The 15956-nt window shown below is 76.2% G+C and carries 14 protein-coding genes and 1 pseudogene; 10 read left to right on the forward strand and 5 right to left on the reverse strand.

Annotated features, from left to right (window positions below):
• Window positions 1–382, forward strand: a pseudogene (locus tag ABD363_RS28735) (hypothetical protein); the annotation flags it as partial.
• A 168-nt stretch (window positions 383–550) separates the two neighbouring features.
• On the opposite strand, the gene ABD363_RS28740 reads toward ABD363_RS28735, so the two are convergent.
• Both ABD363_RS28740 and ABD363_RS28745 read right to left on the reverse strand, forming a co-directional pair.
• Window positions 551–1912 carry a PH domain-containing protein gene (locus ABD363_RS28740; RefSeq protein ID WP_344608760.1) on the reverse strand — a complete coding sequence of 454 codons (1362 nt, stop codon included), beginning with the start codon at window positions 1910–1912 and terminating at the stop codon, window positions 551–553.
• The gene (locus tag ABD363_RS28745) at window positions 1909–2451 is read right to left on the reverse strand and encodes a PH domain-containing protein (protein ID WP_344608762.1); all 543 of its coding nucleotides are present in this window, start codon (window positions 2449–2451) and stop codon (window positions 1909–1911) included. The genes ABD363_RS28740 and ABD363_RS28745 overlap by 4 nt, the downstream gene beginning before the upstream one ends.
• A 31-nt stretch (window positions 2452–2482) precedes the next feature.
• On the opposite strand from ABD363_RS28745, the gene ABD363_RS28750 reads away from it, so the two are divergent.
• Complete coding sequence (locus ABD363_RS28750; protein WP_344608764.1) at window positions 2483–3634, forward strand: NADH-quinone oxidoreductase subunit D; 1152 nt, start codon at window positions 2483–2485, stop codon at window positions 3632–3634.
• Here the strand turns inward: ABD363_RS28750 and ABD363_RS28755 are convergent.
• Complete coding sequence (locus ABD363_RS28755; protein ID WP_344608766.1) at window positions 3599–4654, reverse strand: SAM-dependent methyltransferase; 1056 nt, start codon at window positions 4652–4654, stop codon at window positions 3599–3601. The two genes, ABD363_RS28750 and ABD363_RS28755, sit on opposite strands and share 36 nt — an antisense overlap.
• Before the next feature lie 118 nt (window positions 4655–4772).
• Between ABD363_RS28755 and ABD363_RS28760 the strand changes: the two genes are divergently transcribed.
• Both ABD363_RS28760 and ABD363_RS28765 read left to right on the forward strand, forming a co-directional pair.
• Window positions 4773–5975, forward strand: a complete 1203-nt coding sequence (locus ABD363_RS28760) for a sensor histidine kinase (RefSeq protein WP_344608768.1) — start codon at window positions 4773–4775, stop codon at window positions 5973–5975.
• A gap of 79 nt (window positions 5976–6054) precedes the next feature.
• Window positions 6055–6726, forward strand: a complete 672-nt coding sequence (locus ABD363_RS28765; RefSeq protein WP_344608770.1) for a response regulator transcription factor — start codon at window positions 6055–6057, stop codon at window positions 6724–6726.
• Window positions 6727–6823: 97 nt separating this feature from the next.
• Here ABD363_RS28765 and ABD363_RS28770 read toward each other — a convergent pair whose 3' ends face one another.
• Entirely contained in the window at window positions 6824–7930 is a 1107-nt protein-coding gene (locus tag ABD363_RS28770; RefSeq protein WP_344608772.1) for a DUF5937 family protein, read from the reverse strand.
• A gap of 166 nt (window positions 7931–8096) precedes the next feature.
• Entirely contained in the window at window positions 8097–9269 is a 1173-nt protein-coding gene (locus ABD363_RS28775) for a threonine aldolase family protein (RefSeq protein ID WP_344608774.1), read from the reverse strand.
• Between the two features lie 292 nt (window positions 9270–9561).
• Here ABD363_RS28775 and ABD363_RS28780 point away from each other — a divergent pair, with 292 nt between their 5' ends.
• From ABD363_RS28780 to ABD363_RS28805, 6 genes are all read left to right on the forward strand, one after another.
• Complete coding sequence (locus ABD363_RS28780) at window positions 9562–10491, forward strand: Rossmann-like and DUF2520 domain-containing protein (protein WP_344608776.1); 930 nt, start codon at window positions 9562–9564, stop codon at window positions 10489–10491.
• Window positions 10488–11480, forward strand: coding sequence for a pantoate--beta-alanine ligase (panC, locus tag ABD363_RS28785; protein WP_344608778.1), 993 nt, complete (start codon window positions 10488–10490; stop codon window positions 11478–11480). Before ABD363_RS28780 ends, panC begins: the two co-directional genes overlap by 4 nt.
• On the forward strand, window positions 11477–13294 hold the full coding sequence (locus ABD363_RS28790) for an L-aspartate oxidase (protein ID WP_344608780.1): 1818 nt from the start codon (window positions 11477–11479) through the stop codon (window positions 13292–13294). Before panC ends, ABD363_RS28790 begins: the two co-directional genes overlap by 4 nt.
• A 5-nt stretch (window positions 13295–13299) precedes the next feature.
• On the forward strand, window positions 13300–14274 hold the full coding sequence (gene nadC, locus ABD363_RS28795) for a carboxylating nicotinate-nucleotide diphosphorylase (RefSeq protein WP_344608816.1): 975 nt from the start codon (window positions 13300–13302) through the stop codon (window positions 14272–14274).
• A gap of 11 nt (window positions 14275–14285) precedes the next feature.
• Window positions 14286–15083, forward strand: coding sequence for a type III pantothenate kinase (locus tag ABD363_RS28800; RefSeq protein WP_344608782.1), 798 nt, complete (start codon window positions 14286–14288; stop codon window positions 15081–15083).
• A gap of 247 nt (window positions 15084–15330) precedes the next feature.
• Complete coding sequence (locus ABD363_RS28805; RefSeq protein ID WP_344608818.1) at window positions 15331–15924, forward strand: hypothetical protein; 594 nt, start codon at window positions 15331–15333, stop codon at window positions 15922–15924.
• Window positions 15925–15956: the final 32 nt, after the last annotated feature.

The raw sequence follows: 15956 nt of genomic DNA on the forward strand, positions 1-15956 counted from the left end.
GGCCGGCGGGCACCGGTCCGCGGCCGCCGACCCCGCGGACCGGCCCGCGCAGCGGCCGGCCGGGCACTTCACCGTGCCGACCGCGGCGGCCGTCGTGCCGCCCGCTCCCGCGCGGCGGCCGGCGGCCGAGGGCGGGTTCGACTTCTTCGGCACGAAGAACCAGAAGAAGCCGGCGTCCCGGCCCGCCCTGGAGACCGTCCACAACGAGGACCTCGCGGACGTGGTCGGCCAGGAGGCCCTCGCCCTCCACAAGGCCGAGGCGGAGGCCCGGTTCAAGCCGGCGGACGACGAGTCGCCGCGCGCGGGCCAGGTCATCGACCTGACGGCGCACGACGAGACGGAGCCGATCGACGTCCAGGGGCTGCGCAGCGCGGCTTCCTGACGCCGGCCGGCCGCTCCGGCCCGCGTGCCGGACCTCCTGCGGCCACCGGATGCCCCGGGACCACCGGACGCCCCTGCTCCCGCCGGACCGGACGTCCTGCTCCCGCCGGACGCCGAGGGGCGGGTGGCGCGGCCCGGCCGCCGTGTCACCCGCCCCGCACACCGTCCCTCACGCCATCCACCGGTCCGGACGCGCGTCCCGGCGCCCCGTGCGGGACCTCTCCGCCTGTCCCCGCAGCAGCTCCGCGGCCTCCCCGGCGTCCCGCAGCCGGGCCGTCACGGTCTTGCCGGCCCCGGTGTCCACGCGCACGTCGGCGAGTCCCCGGAACCGCTGCCACGGTCCCTGCGTCATCCGCACGCTCTGCACCTTGGCGTGCGGGACCAGCGCCAGGCGGCGCCGCAGCAGGCCGTGGCGGGCCGCGAACACCGCGTCGGTGACGGCGACTCCGTGCCCGCGCCACCACACCGGCGCGCACCACCGGGCGCGCCGCGGCGGCCGGGACAGCGACGAGCGCGGCGGTACGGTCACGCCGGGCAGCACGCGCGCTATGACGGCCTCGGCGACCTCGCGCGGCGCGACCGGCACCAGCACGGAGTTCGACGACCCGGCCACGTCCAGCTCCACCCGCACCCAGCCGCCCCCGCCGCCGGCCTCGCCCGGGCCGGGGGCCCTCCACCACCGCCACAGCAGCGGCTCCACGATCCGCACGGTCTGCACCCGCCCCGGCGGCACCGTCTCGTGGGCCCGGTCCAGCAGTCCCCGGTCGATGCGCAGCCCGTCCGGGGACTCGCCCACGGTCCAGTCGTACTCGGTGACGAACCGTCCCGCGCTGCTCGCCCCCGCCGCGCCCAGCAGCGGCACGGCGGTCGCCAGGACCGTCCACAGGCTGTGGGTGGCCGACCACAGCAGCGCCGGGACGACGAGCGCGGCGACCAGCGTGCCCCAGGTGGCGCCGGTCAGCAGCAGCGAGACGGCGAGCACGCGGGGCGGCACGCGCAGCAGCCGCGTCGACGGCGCCTCGCCGACCTCGCCCGCGGCCCCGGCCGCGAAACCGGCCGCCCGCGCCAGGAGTTCGGCGCGCAGCGCACGGGCCTCGCCGGCGCCCAGGAAGGCCAGCTCGTCCTTCTTGTCGGTGCCTATGACGTCGAGTCTGAGCTTGGCGACGCCCGCGACCCGGGCCAGCAGCGGCTGGGTGACGTCGATGGCCTGGATCCGTTCCAGGCGGATGTGCGCGGTGCGCCGGAACACCAGGCCGGTCCGTATGCGCAGCTCCGTCCCGGTCACCGCGAAATGGGTGAACCACCAGGTCAGAAAGCCGTAGAGGGCGGCGGCCGGGACGAGTACGGCAAGGCCGGCCAGCAGTGTGGCCGGGGTCAGCCGGGTCAGCTGGCGCTGCGCCTGGTCGGGGTCGTGCACCGCCCATCCGATGAGGACGGCGACCGGCGCCCACGCCCGCCTCAGCGGCGTGACCGGGTGCAGCCGCCGCTCGGTCGCGCCGCCGCGGGCCTCGGGTGCCCGGGGCGCCGTCACAGTCCCGCCGATCGGGCCTCGCCCAGCTCGGCGAGCCGGTCGCGCAGCCGTTCCGCCTCGGCCGGGTCGAGGCCGGGGATGGTCGCGTCGGTCGCCGCGGCGGCGGTGTGCAGCTGCACGCTGGCCAGCCCGAAGTACCGTTCGACCGGGCCCGAGGTGACCTCGACCAGCTGCATCCGCCCGTACGGCACGACCGTCTGCTCGCGCCACAGTACGCCCCGGCTGATCAGCAGGTCGTCGGCGCGCTCGGCGTACCGCCAGGACCGCCAGTTGCGCTCCAGCAGCACCCAGCCCCACACCGCCGCCACCGCCGGCAGCAGCGCGAAGGCCGCCCACGCGGGACCGGCGAGCAGCCCGAGCAGCAGTCCCAGACCGAGGGCGAGCAGCCCCAGCCACACCACCAGCAGCAGCCGCCGCATCCGCAGCAGCCCCGGCGGCAGCCCGGTCCACACCGGCTCCGCCGTGCCCGCGGGTTCCGCCGTGCCCGCGGGTTCCGCCGTCCCCGCCCTGCCCGTGTCGTCCGGGCTCCCCGTCTCCATGGGGCCAGCGTACGTAGGGGAGACTGGGTGCATGACGCCTACGACGGAGACCATGGTCGGGATCGGCGGCGCCGCGGAGAGCACCGACATGGTGCTCAACATCGGGCCGCAGCATCCGTCGACGCACGGTGTGCTGCGGCTGAGGCTGGTCCTGGACGGCGAGCGCATCACGCGCGCCGAGCCGGTGATCGGCTACATGCACCGCGGCGCGGAGAAGCTGTTCGAGGCGCGCGACTACCGCCAGATCATCGTGCTCGCCAACCGCCACGACTGGCTGTCGGCGTTCTCCAACGAGCTGGGCGTCGTCCTCGCCGTGGAGCGCATGCTCGGCATGGAGGTCCCCGAGCGGGCGGTGTGGACGCGGACGCTGCTCGCGGAGCTGAACCGGGTGCTCAACCACCTGATGTTCCTCGGCTCGTATCCGCTGGAGCTCGGCGGCATCACCCCGGTCTTCTACGCGTTCCGGGAGCGCGAGACGCTCCAGAACGTCATGGAGGAGGTCTCCGGCGGCCGGATCCACTACATGTTCAACCGCGTCGGCGGCCTCAAGGAGGACCTGCCGGCCGGCTGGGCCGCACGCGCGCGGGGCGCCGTCGCCGCCGTGCGCTCGCGCCTGGGCGACTTCGACGACCTGGTGCTCGGCAACGAGATCTTCCGGGGGCGCACGCGCGGGGTGGGCGTCCTCGCGCCGGAGGCCGTGCACGCGTACGGCGTGAGCGGGCCGATCGCGCGCGCCTCGGGCGTCGACTTCGACCTGCGCCGCGACGAGCCGTACCTCGCGTACGGGGAGTTGCAGGACGTCCTGAAGGTGGTCACCCGGCAGGAGGGCGACTGCCTCGCCCGCTTCGAGTGCCTGCTGGAGCAGACGCACAACGCCCTCGACCTCGCCGACGCCTGCCTGGACCGGCTCGCCGAGCTGCCGCCCGGGCCGATCAACCAGCGGCTGCCCAAGGTGCTGAAGGCGCCGGAGGGGCACACGTACGCGTGGACCGAGAACCCGCTCGGGATCAACGGCTACTACCTGGTCAGCAAGGGCGAGAAGACGCCGTACCGGCTCAAGCTGCGCTCGGCGTCGTACAACAACATCCAGGCGCTCACCGAGCTGCTGCCGGGGACGCTGGTGGCGGACATGGTGGCGATCCTGGGATCACTGTTCTTCGTCGTCGGCGACATCGACAAGTAGGGCCCCGGCGGTCCCGGTGCCGCCGGCGCCGGGGGCCGGCGGGCCGGGGATCCCGACCGGCTGCACCAGCCAGCCGAAGTCGCCCAGCCCGCCCGGCGCCGTCAGCTCGGCCGCCTCGCCGGCACGCGCGAGGGCGCGCACATAGGCCGGGGGATCGGTGGTGGCGAGGGCCAGCGGGGGGCGTGCGCCGGTCACGCCGAGGGCGCGCAGGGCCTCACGCTGGGGCAGGAGGCGTGCGCCGGGCAGCGCGCACGCGTCCAGGGCGACGTGCGCGGTGATGTCGCACGACCCGTCCGGCACGGGCCGCGTCTCCCGCCCCTCGCGGTATCCGGTGAGCGTCCCGAAGGGCGGCCGGGCGTCCCGCGTGTGCGCGTAGTCGACGGCGACGGCGAGCCCGCGGTCGAGCGCGGCCACCGCGGACGCCCACGCGGTGTCCCGGGGCAGCCCGATCTCGGCCCGCAGCCCCTCCTCGGCCGGCAGCGGCCACCACCGCGCCAGCCACGCGGCCTGCTCCCCGGAGACCGGCTCCCCGAGCCGCTCGGCCCCGTCCGTGTCGACCAGCACCCGCCGCGGCACGCCCGCGGCGTCCACCTCCACGACGTCCACGGGCACGTTGTCCAGCCACTCGTTGGCGAACAGCAGCCCCGTGACGCTCCGCGGCGGCTCGGGCAGCCACGCGATCCGCTCGTCGAGGCCGTCGGGCCGGCCGGCGACCTCGACGGCGTACCCGCGCGTGCGGGCGGCCACCTCGGCCGGCAGCGCGGCCAGGACCCCGGCGACCAGCTCGCCCCGCCCGGCCGCCATGTCGACGAAGTCGAGCCGCGCGGGCCGCCCCAGCGCCGCGTCCACCCGGCACAGCAGCCGCGCCACGGCCCCGGCGAACAGCGGCGAGGCGTGCACGGACGTGCGGAAGTGCCCGGCCGGCCCCTCCGGCCTGCGGTAGAAGCCGTCCGGCCCGTACAGCGCGGCCTGCGCCGCCGCCCGCCAACCCCGCCACCGGCCCGTCGTCGCTGCTGTCACCGGCCCAGGCTAAACGCACGCAAGGAACGGAACTCCACCTTGCGGAGTACGCGCGACCGGCGCGGATCGGTCCTCCGGTTGACTCCCGCACACACGCGGCCTCCCTACGCTGGGTTACGTGCAGCGCCTCTATGACTTCCTCCGCAGGCACCCGACGTGGGTCGACAGCGCCTGGGCCGTCGTCCTGTTCGGGATCTCCGTGCTGGGTGAGGTCGCCCGGCAGGAGACCAGGGGCACCGACGCGCCGATGATCGTCCTGCCCGTCGCCGGCCTGCTGTGCCTGGTGATCGCGCTGCGCCGGCGGGCGCCGGAGAGGATGCTGCTGCTGGCTTTCGGGCTGGGCGTGGTCCAGCTGGTGCTGGACGTCGAGACGACGGCGGCCGACTTCGCCCTGCTGGTGATCGTCTACACGGTCGCCGCGACGGGCGCCCGCTGGGCGTCCCGGTTCGCGCTGGCCGCGGGCCTGTGCGCGGCCCCCCTGGCCCAGCTGCGCTGGCCGAGCGACCAGACGGGCGTCGCGGGCAACGTCGCGCTGACGGTCTTCCAGGCGGTGCCGTTCGCGCTCGCCTGGGTGCTCGGCGACTCCGTCCGCACCCGCCGCGCCTACTTCGCGCAGCTGGAGGAGCGCGCCGCCCGGCTGGAGAAGGAGCGCGAGGCGCAGGCCAAGGTCGCGGTCGCCGCCGAACGCGCCCGCATCGCGCGCGAGCTGCACGACGTCGTCGCGCACAACGTCTCGGTGATGGTGGTGCAGGCCGACGGCGCCGCCTACGTCCTGGACGCCGCGCCCGACCAGGCGAAGAAGGCCCTGGAGACCATATCCTCCACCGGCCGGCAGGCCCTCGCCGAGATGCGCCGCCTGCTGGGCGTGCTGCGCACCGGCGAGCACCAGGAGGCCGGCGAGTACGTGCCGCAGCCCGACGTGCGGCAGATCGAGGACCTCGTCGAGCAGTGCCGCGGTTCCGGCCTGCCGGTCGACTTCAGGATCGAGGGCACCCCGCGCCCGCTGCCCAGCGGCGTCGAGCTGACCGCCTACCGCATCGTGCAGGAGGCGCTCACCAACACCCGCAAGCACGGCGGGCCGAACGCGGGCGCGAGCGTGCGCCTGGTCTACTTCGACGACGGGCTCGGCCTGCTGGTCGAGGACGACGGCAAGGGCGCCCCGCACGAGCTGTACGAGGAGGGCGGCCTCGACGGCCGGGGCCACGGCCTGATCGGCATGCGCGAGCGGGTCGGCATGGTCGGCGGCACCCTGGACGCGGGGCCGCGCCCCGGCGGGGGATTCCGCATCAGCGCCCTGCTCCCGCTCAAACCCGCGCACTGACGCCGACGCACGCCCCTTGTTGACACCTGTAACGCCCCTCGCGCCCCCGGCCGGGGAACACGACACGGAAGAGGACCCGATGGCGATCCGCGTGATGCTCGTCGACGACCAGGCGCTGCTGCGCACCGGGTTCCGGATGGTGCTCGCCGCCCAGCCGGACATGGAGGTCGTCGCGGAGGCGGGCGACGGCGTCGAGGCCCTCCAGGCGCTGCGCTCCACCGACGTGGACGTCGTCCTGATGGACGTCCGCATGCCCAAGCTGGACGGCGTGGAGGCCACCCGCCGGATCTGCGCCGCGGCCGACCCGCCGAAGGTGCTGATCCTGACCACCTTCGACCTCGACGAGTACGCCTTCTCCGCGCTGAAGGCGGGCGCCTCCGGGTTCATGCTCAAGGACGTGCCGCCGGGCGAGCTGCTGGCCGCGATCCGGGCCGTGCACAGCGGCGACGCGGTGGTCGCGCCCTCCACCACCCGCCGGCTGCTGGACCGCTTCGCGCCGATGCTGCCGGGCACCGGCGGGCAGCCGCAGCACAAGGAGCTGGAGCGGCTCACCGGCCGCGAGCGCGAGGTGATGGTGCTGGTCGCGCAGGGCCTGTCCAACGGGGAGATAGCGGCCCGGCTGGTGCTGTCCGAGGCGACCGTGAAGACGCACGTGGGGCGCATCCTGACCAAGCTGGGGCTGCGCGACCGGGTGCAGGTGGTGGTCCTGGCGTACGAGACGGGGCTGGTGCGGGCCGGCGGACACGGCTGACCGGGGCGCGGGTCGGGCTGCGGCACATCCGGTTCGACCGACCCCGGGAGCGGGCGCGGCCGCCCGGCGCGAGGCGTCCGGGCGGGGCCGGCCGGGGTCAGCGCAGGAGGCCCTGGATGAGGTCGCCGCCCAGGCGGGCCACCACCGTGAGGTCCAGCTGGTGCTGCGCGTAGCGGCCGCGCCGGCGGGTGGTGACCAGCCCGGCCTTCTTCAGCACGCTCAGGTGCCGGGACACCTCCGGCGCCGTCATGCCGTGCGCGTCGGCCAGCTCGCCGGTGGTGAACGCGCCGCGCGCGAGGTGGCGGCACAGCCGCGCCCGCGCCGGGTGCGCGAGCGCGGTCAGCCGCAGGGTGATCTGCTCGACGGAGGGCGGGTCGACGGCGTCGGGCACGCCCACCGGGTACTGCACCACGGGCTGCCAGTCGCGGCGGTGCAGCACGAGCAGGTGGGGCCACCCCAGGCTGGTGGGGATGAACAGCAGGCCGCCGTCGCCCGTGGTGGTGCGCCCCACGAGCATCTTGTCGACGGTGATGAGCGCCGCCTCCTCGTCCAGGGCGATCGCGGGGGACACCGCGGCCAGCATGTCCGAGAGGCCCTTGCGGCGCAGCAGCTCGGTCTTGTGGCGGGCGTCGGCGGCGAGCCGGCCCCGCACGCGCGCCCAGGTGTCCGCGAAGAACGCCTCCTCGCAGTCCAGGACGAGCTGCCGGAACCAGGCGCGGACCGCGGGCGGGTCGTCGAGCAGCCGGCGGGTGAAACGCGCCTGGCGGGGGCCGCGCGCGGCGGCCAGCTCCAGCGCCCGCTCCCGCAGCGCGGGATCGCCCAGCAGCTCCGGTTCGGGGCCCGGACACGGCCCGCCGCAGGTGAACTCCAGCGCCGCGGCCACGAACTGCTCGTCGGACAGCTTGTCCAGCAGGTCCAGCTCCTCGGCGAGCGTGGCACCCGGCCGCGTCCGGCGGCCCGGTACGCCGGCGCACGGCATGAAGACGTCCGTGAACGCCGCCGTCCACAGGAAGTCCGCCTCGCACAGCCGGTCGGCGAGGTCCGGCTCCAGGCGCGCGGACACCGCGGTCGCCCAGCCCCTGACGCCCGGGTGGTGGACCGGCTCCGCGAGCACGTGCAGCGCCGAGCCCAGCTCGGCCAGGGGCGAGAGCGCGACGGTCACCCCCTCCGGCCGCAGGCCCGCGATGTCGATGCACACACTCATGCCCTCATGGTGCACCCCGCCGCCGACGGCGCGGCCGGCGACCGACGGCCGCGCCGGACCAGGCGACCTCACCGGGGCACCGGCGGCTCCGGGACCACCGGGACCACCGGGGCCACCCGTCGAGCCGGAACCGCCGGGACCCCCTGCCGAGCCGGCACCACCGGGACTACCCGTCGAGCCGGGAGGCGAACTCCGCCACCGCCGCCCGTACGTCGTCCGCCGTCCAGTCGAGGCCGGCGGCCCGTACGTAGACCTCGGTGCAGGCGATGTCCGGGCCCCTGCGGGACCAGGCGTTGGCGAACAGCAGGGTGCCGGTCTCCTCGGCGGTGCGGACCGCCGCCTCGGCGAGGACCTCGGCGTCGTACGGCAGCCAGACCTGGAAGTCGTGGGTGTGCGGCACCCGCGGGTGCACACGCGCCCACGGCACGCCGGCCGCCGCGAAGCCCTCCCGCAGCGCGGCGGCCACCACGCGCGCGTGCCGCACGTACCCGGGCAGCCGGGGCAGCTCCCGCTCCAGGCCCACCAGCGCCGACAGCGCCGCCGGGAACTGCTGGAACACGGTGCCGCCGTAGCGGTGCCGCCAGCTCCGCGCCTCCTCCACCAGCGTCCGCGGGCCGGCGAGGGCGGCCCCGCCGTAGCCGTCGAGGGACTTGTAGAACGACACGTAGACGCTGTCCGCCAGGCCCGCGATCTCGTCCAGGGGCCGGCCGAGGTGGACGGTGGACTCCCACAGGCGGGCGCCGTCGAAGTGCACCACCGCGTCGCGCTCCCGCGCCGCCGCCACGACCTCGGTGAGCTCCCCCCAGGAGGGCAGCACGAAACCGGCGTCCCTCAGGGGGAGTTCCAGCATCAGCGCCCCGAAGGGCTCCTCGAGGTCGCGTACCTCCGCGGCGGTCGGCGGCCGGGGCGCGTCCGTCACCCGCACCGGGCGCAGACCGCTGACCTGGCTGAGCGCGTTCCGCTCGTGCACCTCGGGGTGGGCCAGCGCGTGCAGGGCGACGGCCGGGCTGCCGGTGCGGGCCGCCCAGCAGCGCAGGGCGACCTGCTGGGCCATGGTGCCCGTCGGGAAGAAGACGGCCGCCTCCTGGCCGAGCAGCCCGGCGGTCCGCTCCTCCAGGGCCTCGACGACACCGTCGCCGTAGACGTCGGCCGGCTCGTCCAGGTCGTACACGTCCCGCGCCGCGTCCAGCAGTGCCAGGCGCTCCCGCAGGGTGCCCCGGAACCCGAGGCGCGCGAGCACCCGCTCCGCGTTCCGCGCGGCGGCCAGACGCCGCTCGCGCAGCCGTGTGCGGTGCTCCTCGTCCGGCATCCGCTCGCCGGTGTCCGCCGTGTCGCTCATTCCCGTGATCATGCCGTGTGCCGCCCCGCGCGTACACCCGCCGCCTCCGCACCCGCGTGCCACCGCTCCGTCCTCCCGGCGCGCGCGACCGCTCGCATCCCGTGCCCGTGCGCCAGCGCCCCGCCGTGCGCGCCGGCGCGCGACCGCTCCGCTTCCCGCGCCCCGCGTGCCGGCGCCCCGCGCGGAAACCCACAGCCTGTGGACAGCCGAACACCCCTCGAACCGATCGCGTTAACATGACGAGAAATCGTCCGGTACCCGGAGCGGACTGGAACGGGAAGGCCGTCGTCGCGTGAACACACCCCCTCAGCCCGACCCCAGGGACCGCCCCGCGCGGCTCACCGTCGGCGTCGTCGGCGCCGGCCGCGTGGGCCCCGCCCTGGCGGCCTCCCTGCAGCTCGCCGGACACCGCCCGGTGGCCGTCTCCGGCGTCTCCGACGCCTCCCGGCGGCGCGCCGCCGCGCTGCTGCCCGACGTGCCGCTCGTTCCGCCCGCCGAGGTCCTGGCCCGCGCCGAGCTGGTGCTGCTGACCGTTCCGGACGACGCCCTGCCCGGGCTCGTCACCGGGCTCGCCGACACCGGCGCGGTGCGGCCGGGCCAGCTGCTCGTGCACACCTCGGGCCGGTACGGCACGCGGGTCCTGGACCCCGCCCTGCGCGCGGGCGCCCTGCCGCTCGCCCTGCACCCGGCGATGACCTTCACCGGCACCCCCGTCGACGTGCAGCGGCTGGCCGGGTGCTCCTTCGGCGTCACCGCCCCCGAGGAGCTGCGGCTGGCCGCCGAGGCCCTGGTCATCGAGATGGGCGGCGAGCCGGAGTGGATCGCCGAGGAGCGGCGCCCGCTGTACCACGCGGCCCTCGCGCTCGGCGCCAACCACCTGGTCACCCTGGTCGCCCAGTCGATGGAGCTGCTGCGCGCGGCCGGCGTCGAGGCCCCCGACCGGATGCTCGGCCCGCTGCTGGGCGCCGCCCTGGACAACGCCCTGCGCTCCGGCGACGCGGCCCTGACCGGCCCCGTGGCGCGCGGGGACGCGGGCACGGTCGCCGCGCACGTCGCCGAGTTGCGCCGGCACGCCCCGCAGACCGTCGCCGGCTACCTGGCGATGGCGCGCGCCACCGCGGACCGGGCGCTCGCCCACGGGCTGCTCAGGCCCGAACTCGCCGAGGACCTCCTCGGCGTACTCGCCCACGGGACCGACGGCACCGAAGGGGACGCCCGATGACCACCACCCTGCTGCGCACCGCCGACGAGCTGCACGCGCGCGTGCGCCACGGCCGCCGGGCCGTCGTGATGACCATGGGCGCCCTGCACGAGGGCCACGCCACCCTCGTCCGCACCGCCCGCGAGACCGTCGACCCGGACGGCGAGGTCGTCGTCACCGTCTTCGTCAACCCGCTGCAGTTCGGCGCGGGCGAGGACCTCGACCGCTATCCGCGCACCCTGGAGGCCGACGTCGAGCTGGCCGGCCGGTCGGGCGCGGACGTCGTGTTCGCCCCGTCCGTGGAGGAGGTCTACCCGGGCGGCGAGCCCCAGGTCCGCGTCAGCGCCGGTCCCATGGGCCGGCGTCTGGAGGGCGCCTCGCGGCCCGGCCACTTCGACGGCATGCTCACGGTCGTCGCCAAGCTGCTGCACCTCACCCGCCCGGACGTCGCGTTGTACGGCCAGAAGGACGCCCAGCAGCTCGCCCTGATCCGCCGCATGGTGCGGGACCTGAACTTCGGCGTCGAGATCGTCGGCGTGCCCACCGTGCGCGAGGCGGACGGCCTGGCCCTGTCCAGCCGCAACCGCTACCTCTCGCCCGCCGAGCGCCGCACCGCCCTCGCCCTGTCCCGGGCCCTGTTCGCGGGCCGGGACCGGCACGCCGCCCAGGAGGCGCTGCGCGCACGGGCCCGCGAAGTGCCCGCCTCGCACGCGCGGGCCGAGGCGCTCAGCGCCCTGGGGGAGTCCCGCGCCGCCGCCGACGCGCACGCCGTGGCCAAGGCCACCCCGGCCGGACCGGCCGCCGTCCGCGCCGCCGCCCGCCTGGTCCTGGACGAGGCCGCCCGCCTCGACCCGCCGCTCGAACTGGACTACCTCGCCCTCGTCGACCCGTCCGACTTCACCGAGATCGGGGACGACCACACCGGCGAGGCCGTCCTCGCCGTCGCCGCCCGGGTCGGCACGACCCGGCTGATCGACAACATCCCCCTGACCTTCGGAGCCACCTCGTGACCCGCACCGGCATACGACTGCACGCGCCCGCCCCAGGGTGGTCCATCCCGGCGGACGTGGTGGTCGTCGGCTCCGGTGTCGCGGGCCTCACCGCGGCCCTGCGCTGCGAGGCCGCCGGCCTGGACACGGTCGTCGTCACCAAGGCCCGCCTCGACGACGGCTCCACCCGCTGGGCGCAGGGCGGCATCGCCGCCGCCCTCGGCGAGGGCGACACCCCCGAGCAGCACCTCGACGACACCCTGGTCGCGGGCGCGGGCCTGTGCGACGAGGAGGCGGTCCGCATCCTCGTCACCGAGGGCCCCGACGCCGTACGCCGCCTCATCGACACCGGCGCCCGGTTCGACGAGGCGGCCGGGGGCGGCCTGGAACTCACCCGCGAGGGCGGCCACCACCGCCGCCGCATCGCCCACGCCGGCGGCGACGCGACCGGCGCGGAGATCTCCCGCGCGCTCGTCGCGGCGGTCCGCGCGGCCGGGCGGGACGCACGCGAGGCGTCTGCGGGCAAGGGGGGTGGCGGGCGACGGGCGGGCATCCGCACGATCGAGAACGCCCTGGTCCTGGACCTGCTCACGGACGCCGACGGCCGCACCGCGGGCGTCACCCTGCACGTGATGGGCGAGGGCCGGCACGACGGCGTGGGCGCCGTCCACGCGCCCGCCGTGGTCCTCGCCACCGGCGGCATGGGCCAGGTCTTCTCCGCGACCACCAACCCCGCCGTCTCCACCGGCGACGGCGTGGCCCTCGCGCTGCGCGCGGGCGCCGAGGTCAGCGACCTGGAGTTCGTCCAGTTCCACCCCACCGTCCTCTTCCTCGGCCCGGACGCGGAGGGCCAGCAGCCGCTGGTCTCCGAGGCGGTGCGCGGCGAGGGCGCCCATCTGGTGGACGCCGACGGCGTGCGCTTCATGCAGGGGCAGCACGAACTGGCCGAGCTCGCCCCCCGCGACATCGTCGCCAAGGGCATCATGCGGCGCATGCGGGAGCAGGGCGCCGAGCACATGTACCTCGACGCGCGGCACTTCGGCGCCGCCATGTGGGAGCACCGCTTCCCCACGATCCTCGCCGCCTGCCGCGCCCACGGCATCGACCCGGTCACCGAGCCCGTCCCGGTCGCCCCGGCCGCCCACTACGCCTCCGGCGGCGTCCGCACCGACTCCCACGGCCGCACCACCGTCCCGGGCCTGTACGCGTGCGGCGAGGTCGCCTGCACCGGCGTGCACGGCGCCAACCGCCTGGCCTCCAACTCCCTCCTCGAGGGCCTGGTCTACGCCGAGCGCATCGCCGCCGACATCGCCGCGAGCCTGACCGGGAACGGCCTGCGCGCGCGTGTGCCGGAACCGGTGGAGCACCCCGGCAGGCCGGCCCACCCCCTCCTCGCCCCGGAGGCCCGCCTCACCATCCAGCGGATCATGACGCGGGGCGCCGGGGTCCTGCGCTCCGCCGACTCCCTCGTCCGAGCCGCCGACCGGCTGGAGCAGCTGCACGCCGACGCCCTCGACGCCCTGGCCGAGAACGGCAAGACGGCCGAGCCCGGCGTCGACACCTGGGAGGCCACCAACCTCCTGTGCGTGGCCCGCGTCCTGGTGGCCGCGGCCCGGCTCCGCGAGGAGACCCGGGGCTGCCACTGGCGCGAGGACCGCCCCGACCGCGACGACACGGCGTGGCGCCGCCACATCGTCGTATCCCTGAACCCGGACCGCACGCTGGCCGTGCGCACCACCGATACCGCAGACTTCCCCCCGACCCTCCCCCAGGATCCCGGCGCTCCCGACCGCGCCCGGGCAGGGGGGACCACCGTGCCTCTCCAGGAGCAGTGACCGACGTGACCCACCCCGACCTTCCCCTCGCCCAGGGCGGCTGCGGCGACGGCTGCGCCTGCGGCGCGGACACCGACGAGGAATACCTGGAGTGCGGCCTGGACCCCGCCCTCGCCCAGCTGCTGGCCGACGCCGGACTCGACCCCGTGGAGGTCGAGGACATCGCCAACGTGGCCGTGCAGGAGGACCTGGCACACGGCGTGGACGTGACGACGGTCGCGACGATCCCCGAGGACGCCGTCGCCACCGCCGACTTCACCGCGCGCGAGGCGGGCGTCGTCGCGGGCCTGAGGATCGCCGAGGCGGTCGTCTCCGTGGTCTGCGAGGACGAACTGACCGTCGAGCGCCACGCCGAGGACGGCGACCGCGTCGAAGCGGGCCAGAAGCTCCTGTCGATCACCACCCGCACCCGCGACCTGCTCACCGCCGAACGCAGCGCCCTGAACATCCTGTGCCGCCTGTCGGGCATCGCCACCGCCACCCGCGCGTGGGCGGACGTCCTGGAGGGCACCGGGGCGAAGGTCCGCGACACCCGCAAGACGACCCCCGGCCTGCGCTCGCTGGAGAAGTACGCGGTCCGCTGCGGCGGCGGCGTCAACCACCGCATGTCCCTCTCCGACGCGGCCCTGGTCAAGGACAACCACGTGGTCGCCGCGGGCGGCGTCGCCCAGGCGTTCCAGGCGGTCCGCGAGCGCTTCCCCGACGTCCCCGTCGAGGTCGAGGTCGACACCCTGCACCAGCTGCGCGAGGTCGTGGACGCCGGCGCCGACCTGATCCTGCTGGACAACTTCACGCCCGGCGAGTGCGCGGAGGCCGTCGCCGTCGTCGGCGGCCGGGCGAAGCTGGAGGCGTCGGGCCGCCTGACCCTGGAGAACGCCAGGGCGTACGCGGACACGGGCGTCGACTACCTGGCCGTGGGAGCCCTGACCCACTCCTCCCCCGTCCTGGACATCGGCCTGGATCTGCGAGCGGCGGAGTAGGGGTACGGGACATGCTGCTGACGATCGACGTAGGCAACACGCACACCGTCCTGGGCCTCTTCGACGGCGAGGACATCGTCGAGCACTGGCGCATCTCCACCGACGCGCGCCGCACCGCCGACGAGCTCGCGGTCCTCCTCCAGGGTCTGATGGGCATGCACCCCCTCCTGGGCGACGACCTGGGCGACGGCATCGACGGCATCGCGATCTGCGCCACCGTCCCCTCGGTCCTGCACGAGCTGCGCGAGGTCACCCGCCGCCACTACGGCGACGTCCCCGCGGTCCTCGTCGAGCCCGGCGTGAAGACGGGCGTGCCGATCCTCTTCGACAACCCCAAGGAGGTCGGCGCCGACCGCATCATCAACGCGGTCGCCGCCAACGAGCTGTACGGCGGCCCGGCGATCGTCGTCGACTTCGGCACGGCGACGACGTTCGACGCGGTGTCCGCGCGCGGGGAGTACGTCGGCGGGGTCATCGCCCCCGGCATCGAGATCTCCGTCGAGGCGCTCGGCGTCAAGGCGGCGCAGCTGCGCAAGATCGAGGTGGCCCGGCCGCGGAGCGTCATCGGCAAGAACACGGTCGAGGCCATGCAGGCGGGCATCGTCTACGGCTTCGCCGGGCAGGTCGACGGCGTCGTCAACCGCATGGCCCGCGAGCTGGCCGACGACCCGGACGACGTCACCGTCATCGCGACCGGCGGCCTGGCGCCCATGGTGCTGGGCGAGTCCTCGGTCATCGACGAGCACGAGCCGTGGCTGACCCTGATCGGCCTGCGCCTGGTGTACGAACGGAACGTCTCCCGCCTGTGACCCCGCCGGCGCCCCGGCGGACCGGGCCGGGCGCGCCCCTTCCCGCCCCGGCCGGACCCCGCCCCGGCCGGTCCGCTGCCGCGGGCTGAGGAGGTCCTGCCCCGGCCGGCCCGCTGCCGCCGGCCGGGGCGGGGGCCTCTCCGGCCACCCGAGTGGCTCCGCACGCCACACCCGCCCGGTGGGCGAAGTCCGTCCGGCCGGCGCGTACTGTCGCCGCATGCCCACGCCCTACGGATCCCGCGGCGGCATGGCGTTCGGCGCGGAGGAGCTGCGGGTGCTCCGCCGCGCCCTCGCCCTCGCTCTGCACCACGGCCCCGCCTGTGCCGGGGACGTCCAGGACTGCCTCCGTCTCGCGGAGTCGCTCGACGAGGCGCTGCGGGAGGGGGCCCGGCTGCGCGCCTTTTTCGTGGCCGACCTCGCGCGCTACCGTGCCGCCCTCCCGGGCGCCGCCGCCGGCTACCTCGCGCTCCTGGACGAGGCGCTGGGCGCCGGGCACCGCCCGGCCCCCGACGACCTCGCGGCGCTCCGCGCCCTGCGCGGCCACCCCGGGGCGGCCGCCCTCCTGCGCCGCTGCCGGACCTCCGCCGGGCCCGGCCCGGCCCGCACGCCCCGCGCGCCCGGCACGGCGGCCCCGGCCGCACCCGCCTCCCGCAGCCGCCTCCTCTCCCTCCCCGGCGGTCTGGCCGGCTTTGCCGAGGACCCCGCCGGAGCGTCCGGGCGGAGCCCCGTGGAGAAACCGGCCTCCCGCCCGGTTCCCGCCCCCGCGCCGGGCGAGGCCCGCCCCCGGCGCGAACCGGCCGCACCCGCGCGCAGGCCCCCGCGGCGACTGGCCGCGGGCTGACCCACCCGATCCCGGCGATCCCCCGCCCCGTG

The sequence above is a fragment of the Streptomyces glaucus genome (assembly GCF_039533365.1).
GTDB classification, from domain to species: domain Bacteria; phylum Actinomycetota; class Actinomycetes; order Streptomycetales; family Streptomycetaceae; genus Streptomyces; species Streptomyces glaucus.